General features: G+C 28.3%; 9 protein-coding genes and 1 pseudogene. 7 read left to right on the forward strand and 3 right to left on the reverse strand.

The annotated features are described in order from the left end of the window. The coding region (gene mutL, locus Q0J90_RS08090) for a DNA mismatch repair endonuclease MutL (protein WP_297277421.1) at nt 1–1607 on the reverse strand (1607 nt) is incomplete at its 3' end. 237 nt (nt 1608–1844) lie between these two features. On the opposite strand from mutL, the gene Q0J90_RS08095 reads away from it, so the two are divergent. The 5 genes from Q0J90_RS08095 (at nt 1845) to Q0J90_RS08115 (ending at nt 6709) form a co-directional block, all read left to right on the forward strand. Continuing rightward, nucleotides 1845–3032 (forward strand): acetyl-CoA C-acetyltransferase, encoded by a 1188-nt coding sequence (locus Q0J90_RS08095; protein WP_297277422.1) that lies wholly within the window; start codon nt 1845–1847, stop codon nt 3030–3032. Nucleotides 3033–3219: 187 nt separating this feature from the next. Continuing rightward, nucleotides 3220–3996, forward strand: coding sequence for an enoyl-CoA hydratase-related protein (locus Q0J90_RS08100; protein ID WP_297277423.1), 777 nt, complete (start codon nt 3220–3222; stop codon nt 3994–3996). A 78-nt stretch (nt 3997–4074) separates the two neighbouring features. Next, nucleotides 4075–4917: a 3-hydroxyacyl-CoA dehydrogenase NAD-binding domain-containing protein gene (locus tag Q0J90_RS08105; protein WP_297277424.1), complete on the forward strand. Its 843-nt coding sequence runs from the start codon at nt 4075–4077 to the stop codon at nt 4915–4917. A 283-nt stretch (nt 4918–5200) separates the two neighbouring features. Further along, nucleotides 5201–6265 (forward strand): alpha-1,2-fucosyltransferase, encoded by a 1065-nt coding sequence (locus Q0J90_RS08110; protein ID WP_297277425.1) that lies wholly within the window; start codon nt 5201–5203, stop codon nt 6263–6265. A 111-nt stretch (nt 6266–6376) separates the two neighbouring features. Next, nucleotides 6377–6709, forward strand: a complete 333-nt coding sequence (locus Q0J90_RS08115; protein ID WP_297277426.1) for a group III truncated hemoglobin — start codon at nt 6377–6379, stop codon at nt 6707–6709. A 51-nt stretch (nt 6710–6760) separates the two neighbouring features. Here the strand turns inward: Q0J90_RS08115 and Q0J90_RS08120 are convergent, their stop codons facing one another. Both Q0J90_RS08120 and Q0J90_RS08125 read right to left on the reverse strand, forming a co-directional pair. Continuing rightward, nucleotides 6761–7216, reverse strand: coding sequence for a MarR family winged helix-turn-helix transcriptional regulator (locus Q0J90_RS08120; RefSeq protein WP_297277427.1), 456 nt, complete (start codon nt 7214–7216; stop codon nt 6761–6763). Between the two features lie 65 nt (nt 7217–7281). Then, nucleotides 7282–7794 (reverse strand): annotated as a pseudogene (locus Q0J90_RS08125) (MBL fold metallo-hydrolase); the annotation flags it as partial. A 405-nt stretch (nt 7795–8199) separates the two neighbouring features. Between Q0J90_RS08125 and Q0J90_RS08130 the strand changes: the two are divergent. Further along, a complete protein-coding gene (locus Q0J90_RS08130) occupies nt 8200–8964 on the forward strand; it encodes a creatininase (RefSeq protein ID WP_297277429.1) in 765 nt (254 codons plus the stop codon). An 18-nt stretch (nt 8965–8982) separates the two neighbouring features. Next, a complete protein-coding gene (locus tag Q0J90_RS08135; RefSeq protein WP_297277430.1) occupies nt 8983–10527 on the forward strand; it encodes a BCCT family transporter in 1545 nt (514 codons plus the stop codon). Nucleotides 10528–10753: the final 226 nt, after the last annotated feature.

The following is a 10753-nucleotide window of genomic DNA, read 5'->3' on the forward strand; positions in this document are numbered from 1 at the left end:
ATTTTTTCAATTTTTTGATTTCTAGGAATGTATATTGGTATATCTTCTATTATAATGCTATGTTTTGAATTGGCTTCAAATTTTATTCCTAATGATTCTATAGATTCTTTTGAGGCATTTAAAATATCAATTTCATAATCCCTGTACTCAATTTCACAAGGTATAAGGAGTTTTTCATATTCTATTTTTTTTGACATAAGAGTTTTATATATTCTTTCATAATTAAGCCTTTCATAAGCGGCATGCTGATCTATTATATACATTTCTCCTCCACGTTCAGCTACTATATACGATGAGAATACCTGTCCTATAGCTCTCGTGTACTCTCCAAATTCTATATTATTGGTGTTAAAATTATTGTTATTTAAATTTATTTCCTTATTAATATTATTTTCTTCTATTATATTGTCATTTATATTATCATTGTTTTCTATATTTAAATCATATTGAGCATAGTTATTATTTGAATAATTTGTATTCTCATATTTTATTTCATTTGCTGATTCTGTATTATAATTTGAAGTATTAGATGTATAATTATTATTCTGCATAGGAAATGTAGGCGTAATATCCTTATCAAGATCAACTTCTATATTAACAGAATCAAAATTATTTCCGGAATTTATATTATTTGCTATAGCATTATATAATATTCCAGAAATATCTCTTTCATTTTTTATTCTAACTTCCTTTTTACTCGGATGAACATTAACATCTATTTTACTGCTGTCAATATTTATATATAGGAAGAAAAAAGGATATCTTTCTTTAGGTATGGCATTTGAATATGCATTTTTTATAGCATAAGCAAGAACTCTGTTTTCTATAGGTCTTTTATTTAAGAATATAAAATTATTCTTTCTCATGGATTGGCTTATTTTAGAATTTGAAAATAAACCATATATTGATACATCTTCTTTTTCTATTTCAATTTCTATTAAATTTCTAAATACATTGCTGTCAGATAGATAATTTTCAATTCTATCTTTTAGAGAATCAACTTTAATATATGAACTTACAACTTTACCATTATTTTTTAATTTCATAGAGATATTAGGCTGTACTAATGCTTCCATATCAAAAACTTCTTTAACAAGAAAAAATTCTCTTGAAATATGTTTTAAGAATTTGTACCTAGCAGGTATATTAAAGAATAGATTTTTAGCTATAATTTTTGTTCCTTGTGAAGCAGCTGCTGGTTTATGCTCTATTATTTTTCCTCCTTCAACTATTATCTTTCCTCCATTATCTTCATCTATATTTTTTGATACAATTTCTAAATTTGTAACATCTGATATAGAAGCTAGAGCCTCTCCTCTAAATCCAAGTGTATATATTGAATCTAAATCTTCTATAGAATGTATTTTGCTTGTTGCATGATGTGTAATAGCAAGCGGAAGCTCATCAAAACGTATCCCGTTTCCATTATCTTCTACAATCATAGATTTAATGCCTGCTTCTTCTACCGATACTTCAATGTTATCGGCTCCGGAGTCTACAGCATTTTCAAGCAGTTCTTTAAGCATTGATGCGGGTCTTTCTATAACTTCTCCTGCAGCTATACGATTAGCTACAGATTGCGGTAATTTCATTATATTTTTATTCATATTATTAAACTAACCAAATTTTTTTTATATATATTATCATATAAATTAATAAAAATGAATATCATGCTATTTATATACAGTAAATCATTATTAATTACATTCTATACTATAGTTAGGTATAATAAAAAAATATAATATTTAATTGAAATTGAAAAAAAAATGTACTATACTAAAAGCAACGTATTAATATTATAAATAGAAATGCGGTAAAAATTATAATTTTTTGGAGATTAGAATATGTCTAGAAAAATAGTTATAGCAAGTGCATGCCGTACTGCAATAGGCAGCATGGGAGGATCTTTAAGTACAGTTCCAGCTGCTGAATTGGGTTCAATAGTAATAAAAGAAGCTTTAAATAGAGCAAAAGTAGCACCAAATCAAGTAGATATGGTGTATATGGGTTGTGTAATACAAGCATCATTAGGTCAGAATGTTGCACGTCAATGTTTAATAAAAGCAGGACTTCCTGTAGAGGTACCAGCTATGACAATTAATGTTGTATGCGGTTCAGGACTTGATGCTGTTAATATGGCTGCTAATATGATAGCTGCAGGCAATGCTGATATAGTTGTTGCAGGCGGTACCGAAAACATGTCATTAGCTCCTTATGCTCTAAAAAATGCACGTTATGGATATAGAATGGGTAATAATACAGTAATAGATACTATGGTTAATGATGCTCTTTGGGATGCATTTAATAATTATCACATGGGTATAACAGCAGAAAATATTTGCGATGATTGGAAACTTACCCGCGAAGAATTAGATGTATTTGCAGCTAATTCTCAGCAGAAAGCTATTAAAGCTCAGGAAGCCGGTGCATTTAATAAAGAAATAGTACCAGTTACAATAAAAACTAAAAAAGGCGATATAGTATTTGATAAGGATGAAGGCCCTAGAGCAGGTACTACAGTAGAAACTTTAGCTAAATTAAAACCAGCATTCAAACCGGACGGCGGAAAAGTAACAGCAGGTAATTCTTCAAGTATTAATGACGGAGCTGCTGCAGTTGTTGTTATGAGTGAAGAAAAAGCTAAAGAATTAGGCATTAAACCTATGGCTAGTTGGATTGCAGGCGGTTTAGGCGGTGTTGAGCCTAGAATTATGGGTATAGGACCGGTTGCAGCTACTAAAAAATTAATGGCTAAAACAGGATTGACTATTAAAGATTTTGATATTATTGAATCTAATGAGGCTTTTGCTGCTCAGTCAGTTGCAGTTGGTAAAGAATTAGGTATAGATGTAGAAAAACAGCTTAACCCTAATGGAGGAGCTATTGCTTTAGGACACCCAGTAGGTGCTTCAGGATGCAGAATTTTAGTTACTTTGCTTCATGAAATGGAAGCTAAGAATGCTAAGAGAGGACTTGCTACTCTTTGTATCGGCGGCGGTATGGGCTGTGCTACTATTGTAGAGAGAGAATAATATAATAGGCTTAGTTTTTTGAGTTTATATATTTAATATAATATTGTTTTGAGTTTGTTTAATAATGTAAATACCTTATTTAATTTAAGGTTATTAATTTTATATTACCTTTGTATTTATAATTTCAATACAAAGGTTAATATAAAATTATCTTCAGATGATAATAACTTGATTTAAGGAGATATAGATGGAATTCATAAAATATGAAGAGAAAGGGATGATTGGTATTATTACTATCAGCAGAGAAAAAGCTCTAAATGCTTTGAACTCACAAGTTTTAGATGAGATAAGTAAGACTTTTGATTCTGTTGATATTAACAATATAAGATGTTTGATATTAACAGGTGCCGGAGAAAAATCTTTCGTTGCTGGTGCTGATATATCAGAAATGAGCACAGCTACTAAGTCAGAAGGAGAGGCTTTCGGTAAAAAAGGTAATGATGTATTTAGAAAAATAGAAACTTTCCCTATACCGGTAATAGCTGCTATTAATGGTTTTGCTTTAGGCGGCGGATGTGAAATAGCTATGAGCTGCGATATACGTATTTGTTCTGATAATGCAGTATTCGGTCAGCCGGAAGTTGGTTTAGGAATTACTCCTGGTTTCGGCGGTACTCAGAGACTTCCTAGAATAGTTGGTATAGGTATGGCTAAACAAATGATTTATGCCGGTAGAAATATTAAAGCTGATGAGGCGTTAAGAATAGGACTTGTTAATGCTGTTTATCCTCAGGCTGAACTTATGCCAGCTGCTGAAAAATTAGCTTCATCAATAGCCGCTGCTGCTCCTATAGCTGTACGCAATAGTAAAAAAGCTATTAATGAAGGTTTACAAGTTGATATGGATAAGGCTATTGTTATAGAAGAAAAATTATTCGGTGCTTGTTTTGAAACAGAAGATCAAAAAGAAGGTATGAAAGCTTTCTTAGAAAAAAGAAAAGTTGAAAAATTTATTAATAAATAATATTTTATAAAGCTATATGCTAAGTTTATATTTAATGAAGCTGATTATAGCTGTCAATAATAAAAAAGGAGTTAAAAAATGAAAGTAGGTGTAATTGGTGCTGGTGCTATGGGTTCTGGTATAGCACAGGCTTTTGCTCAAACAGAAGGTTATGAAGTTTGCTTATGCGATATAAAAGAAGAATTTGCTGCAGGCGGTAAGGATAGAATTGCTAAAAGTTTTGCAGGAAGAGTAGCTAAAGGAAAAATGGAACAGGCTGATGCTGATAAAATTTTAGCTAAAATTACTACAGGATTAAAAGATATTTGTAAAGATTGTGATTTAATAGTTGAAGCTGCTTTTGAAAATTTGGAAGTTAAAAAAACGACTTTCAAAGAACTTCATACTATTTGTAAGCCAGATTGTATATTCTCATCTAATACTTCTTCTCTTTCTATTACAGAAATAGGTGCCGGAATAGGCAGACCTGTTATAGGTATGCACTTCTTTAACCCTGCTCCTGTTATGAAATTAGTAGAAGTTATTTCAGGACTTAATACTCCTAGAGAAATTGCTGAAAAAATTATAAAAATATCTGAAGAGATAGGTAAAACTCCTGTAGAAGTTAATGAAACTGCTGGTTTTGTTGTAAACCGTATACTTGTACCTATGATTAATGAAGCTATTGACCTATATGCTATGGGTGTTGCTTCTGCTGAAGGCATTGATAATGCTATGAAATTAGGTGCCAATCATCCAATGGGACCTTTAGCTTTAGGAGATTTAATAGGACTTGATATAGTTCTTGCTATTATGGAAGTTTTACAAAAAGAAACAGGAGATCCTAAATACAGACCTAGTGCTTTGCTTAGAAAAATGGTTAGAGGCGGAATGCTTGGTCAAAAAACTGGAAAAGGTTTCTATGATTATACTAAAAAGTAATAATTAGTTTTATATAAATAAAGCATATAGATATTTTTTGTCTATATGCTTTTTTATTGACAAAAATATTTGGTGATATATAATATATTTATGTTATTAGATTATTTAAATTTCAAATATTCTAACTTGAAGTCAAGTCAAGTCAAGTCAAGTCAAGTCAAGTCAAGTCAAGTCAAGTCAAGTCAAGTCAAGTCAAGTCAAGTCAAGTCAAGTCAAGTCTTAATATATATTTTACATATTTTTCTATATCATTTATTAGAAATACCTGTTTGGAATTGTATAAATGGATAAAAATATAGAAAATGCTATAAATAATTTTGTGTGGTTTATTCCAATTAAAAAAATTAGAAATAGTGTGATAGAGATTCTTTTTTATATTGTAAATAAAAATTATAATATAGAAAAGAAATTATCCTGTTTTATAGATCATTATAATACAATAGATAACAAAAAGGCAGAATGTGTTATTATTAAGATGGCAGGAGGATTTACAGATCAATTATTCACATATGTTATTGGAAAATATATAAATACAGAATATGATATAAAAGTTAAATATGATAATTCATGGTATAAAGATTATGGTATGGATAATATTGGTAAAAATAGTAGAAATTTTGAATTAACGAATGTTTTTCCTAATATACCTTTTGAAATTGCTACAGAAGAAGAAATAAATATTTTTTCTTCTTTGTTTAATTTTACTTTATTTCCTCTTAATATTAATGAGCTTAACAGTCTTTTGTACAAAAAAAGATATATTTATTTGACTTCGAGATATATGGAAATTTCTGTTTATTTAAAGTATAAAGAATTGTTTGATAATATATTTGATTTTGATAAATATTTGTTTCCAAAATTGGATGCTAAAAATATTGATATATATCAAAAAATAACTTCTTGTTCATGCCCTGTTGCCATACATATAAGGCTTGGGGATTTATCAAATGAGTTTAAATCTATTGATAATAACTATTTTATGAATGCTATGAATACTATTGTTTCTGAAGCAGGGCAATTAAAACCTAAATTTTTTATTTTTTCTAATGATATGGACTATGTAAAAAATAATATATTTAAAAAAGATTTTTCAAATTTCGATTATGAATTTGTAGATGGTAATGATAATGATAAGGGTTATATAGACTTTTATTTAATGAGTAAGTGCAATCATATAATAGCTTCATTAAGCAGATTTGCTTTTGGAGCTTATAATTTTATAAAAAATAATAATAAGATTTTTATATTACCAAAAAATAATGCTTATGGTATTATAGACGATTTTAATAATAGTAATTTTTATGAGGTTAATGAAAGTAACGATAAATTTATCATTAAACCTAAGTAATTATTTAAGTTGTAATTAATTTTATTTATTTATATAATATAGTTAAAATGGTGTTTAAGGATAATAATTATGAAATATACATAAATAAATGAAGAAGGAATAGAAAAATTAATGGATATTTTCTATGCCAAAATAAGAGTTCATAAAGAATTAGGTCCTATATTTAATGGAGCAGTTGGTACAGACGATGCTTCTTGGGAAAGACATAAAGAAAAAATAGCTAAGTTTTGGAAAACTATGCTTTTGAATAAAAATTTATATATGGGTAATCCTGTTCAGCCTCATATTAATTTATTGCCTTTTGATATTAAGCTTTTTGATGTTTGGCTTAATTTATTCAAGGAATGTTTGAATGAAGTATTTGAAGAGAAGGCAGCTAATCATTATTATGAAGTTGCTGATAATATAGGAAGAAATTTTAAGGCTGTTTTATTCCAGCAATAAATTATATTTTGAGGTGAAGGATAATTCTTTAATATATAAGTTATCCTTACCCTATACATCTGATATATTTTTTCTGATTTTTTCTAATATTGATATAAATTTATCAGTATCTTCTTGATTTAATTCTTTGACTATATTTTCTAAAACTTTATTTTCATAACTTTCTATAATAGGTATATTCTCTTTTGCTTTATTTGTGAGGAATAATGAAAAAGCTCTTTTATCAAGTTTATTTTCTTTTCTTTCTATAAAAGATTTTATTTCTAATTTATCTATCATAGCTTTAACGGTATTTTGATCTTTATCAAGCCTTAATGATAATTCTTTTTGAGATATTCCTTCTTCTTTTAAGAGTTCTTTTAATACTATTAACTGTTCAGGCGTAATATCAAATTCATTTATTTGCTTTCCTATGTACTGGTATATTTTTCTAGCAGTATAGCAAATTTCGTATCCTATATTATTAATAAATAAACCTCCAAATAAAAAATATATGCCGTCATACATATATAGTTTATGATAGCATATATTTTATTTTTTGTTAAGGCGTATTTATATTTTATTAAACTATGTTATTTTTTTGCTTTTTCTATCAATCCATTCAAATATTTTTCCATATTTTCTTTTGACATAATAAATGGATTTTGTTCTCCCTCTTTTAGATTTCTTACTTTTTCTAAATTGGCATATCCATTATCAGCAAATAGATGTGCTGTTAATGAAACTTCTGCATTTCTTGCTGCAGCTTCTTTTTTGAAATATTCAGCTGATTCCTTGTATTTTTGTATTAAATCTTTATCTCTTGGAAGTCCTGTTCCGCCCCAAAGTACAGCAGTATATTCTTTTCCTTTATATTTTACAGGGAATATAAAAGATGTGCATCCTGCTGTATGTCCAGGAGTTTCTAGTATGGTTATGCTTGTATCTCCAAGTTTTATTATATCTTTATCCTTTGAATAAATATCAACTTTAGTTTTTGGAGAACGAGGAGAATTTGCTCCGGTATTTAAATTATACATTAAATCTGTGTCTGTTTTTGTAAGAACAACTTTAGCCCCGTATTTTTCTCTTAGGTATTTAGCTCCGCCGTAATGATCTCCATAAAGATACTATAATATTAATATGGATATGTTAGCATTATATATTGATGATATAATCTCGAATCTCGCCAATAATTTATTCTTAATAAAATTTTATTGCGTTTTAAAAAAACATAAAAGTCTATTTTTGTTGCAAAATATTTTTGTTTGCAATTATATTCCAATAATTTATTTAAATTTAAATACTCTATTCACTTCATTAAAGAATATTATTCCCTATTTTAGTAGAAATTATCTAATGGGGGTTTATATGAGTATAAATTCACAAATTAAATATTCAATTATATCGCATGATATTAATTATAATTTTATATGCAGAATATATATATATACCCCATTTAGTTATATTCGAATTCATGAAATATATATTATTTTAAGGAGAATATAATTATGACAAAAACAGTATTAATGCATGAAATGGATGCTTTTACATATATAGATAAAATAAAGAATGGAAATAAAACAATAATAATTCCTGTTGGAGCTATAGAGCAGCATGGACCTCATATGGCAATGAATGTTGATGTTAATTTATCAGTTTCAATGTCTAAAGGAATTGCAGAAAAAATAAATGCTGTTGTGGCTTATCCTGTTTCTTATGCTGCTAAATCTCAGCAAAGATCCGGAGGCGGATACCATTTAGTTGGAACAACTAGTATTTCTGGAAATACATTAATATCATATGTAAAAGATATTATAAAAGAATATGCCAGACATGGTTTTAGAAACATAATTTTAATAAATGGACACTTTGAAAATAATTCATTTTTAATGGAAGCTATAGATTTGGCTCTTGATGAAAAATATAAAGATGTAAAAATAGCTTTATTATCATATTGGGATTTTGTTCCTGAAGAAACTATTGATAAATTATATCCGGATGGTTTTACAGGATGGGCTTTAGAACATGCTGGTGTAATGGAAACTTCATTAATGCTTTATTTATATCCAGATTTAGTTGATATGAATAGAGTACAAGATTTAGCTCCAGCTGATCTTCCTTTGTATGATATATATCCAATAATTCCAGAAAGAACTCCTAAATCAGGATGTTTATCATCTCCTAAAAATGCCAACAAAGAGAAAGGTGAAATATTATACAATGTTTGCGTTGAAAAAATTTCAGAGGCATTAAAAAAAGAATATTCTATATGATTATTAAGGGATAAAATTATGGAAAATAATAATTTTGAAGATAATAGGTATAAAATAGATTTTATTATTAAATTGGCAAGCAGCATTATAGTTGTATTAATAGTTTTGCTAGCTTTGTTTTTTAAAGAAGCAACTTCAGATGTAATCAATTACATAAGAACATTAGTTACAAAATATTTGAATTGGTATTTTGTATTATTAGCTTCCATTTTATTGATATTTTCAATATGGCTTACTTTAGGTCGTTATAGTAAGGTAGTGTTAGGTGGTAAAGATGCCAAGCCGGAATTTAACAGATTTGCTTGGTATTCTATGCTTTATGCTTGCGGACAGGGTGTTGGTATGATATTCTGGGGGGTTGCAGAGCCAATAATGTTTTTTGATTCTGGTAAATTTGCTACCGCAAGATCTCTTGAGAACATAGGACATCCCATGAATTGGACATATTTCCACTGGGGAATACATGCTTGGGTTATATATTGTATAGCTTCTATTTGTATGGCATATTCATTCCATAACTCAAAAAAACCTTTAACATACAGAGATACTGTTTTGGAATTATTCCCAGAAAAAACTAGAAATGTTTTGGCTATAGTTGTAGAAACAGTTGCCATTTTGACTACAGTTCTTGGTTTGTCTACATCTTTTGGTTTCGCTATAGTACAATTTGCATCTGGTTTAGAAAATTTGTTTAATATAAAAATAACATTATTGCATCATATAATAATTATAGTATCATTAGCTGTTATAGTTGGTTTAGAAATGTCAACTGGTATACATAGAGGAATAAAAATAGTTAGTGAAACCAATACAATACTTAGTTTAGTATTATTAGCCTTTGTATTTTTATTTGGACCTACAATATTTATACTTTCTTTGTTTGTAGAGTCACTAGGAAGTTATTTATTTAATTTATTTCCTATGGGATTTTATACAGATTCAACTTCTATGATTGAAGGTTTTATAAAATGGCAGGATAGTTGGAGCGGTTGGTGGACTGTATTCATTTGGTGTTGGACATTTGCATTTGCTTCATTTACAGGAGGATTTGTAGCAAGAATATCAAAAGGAAGAACTATAAGAGATTTTATGATAGGTGTTATTTTAGTTCCTTCTTTGTTCGTTATAATATGGTCTTGTATAATGGGAGGAAGTGCAATTTATTATGATATAAAAAGTTCCGGAGCTATAGCAGCTGCTGTTGCTGTAGAGAATTCAAGCGGAATTTTTGCTATGTTCAAAAATATGAATATAGGTATATTAGCTAACTTTGCTACTATAATGGCTACTGTATTAGTTGCTACATATTATATATCATCATTGGACTCTGGTATAATAGTATTATCAGACTATGTTTCTTCAAAAAAACATCCTTCAAATAAATTTAAGATAGTATTACTTATATTAGTTACATCAATAGCATTGGTTTTATTTACAGTAGGAGGAGCGTATGCTTTGACTACCGTTCAGATTGCCGCTATCATAGCAGGTGTTCCTTTCTCTTTCCTCATGATTTTCATGTGTATAAATTTGGTTAAGAGATTAAAAAAAGACAATAGTTAATTTTAAGAATCAGTTAAAATATTTATATTTCACTCGCTAGTCTTTTTATAAGGCTGGCGATTTTTATTTATTAGTATATAATATTGTCCATAATAAAAGAATAGGTTGATGATGTTTAAAGATAATAGTATAAGTTCACAAGAATTATTAAAGTCAGTTAGACAAATAGAGATAAAAACCTCTAAAATAGTTAATTCATATTTTGCCGGGCAGTATCATTCTGCTT

This window comes from uncultured Brachyspira sp. (assembly GCF_944390595.1).
Lineage (GTDB): Bacteria > Spirochaetota > Brachyspiria > Brachyspirales > Brachyspiraceae > Brachyspira.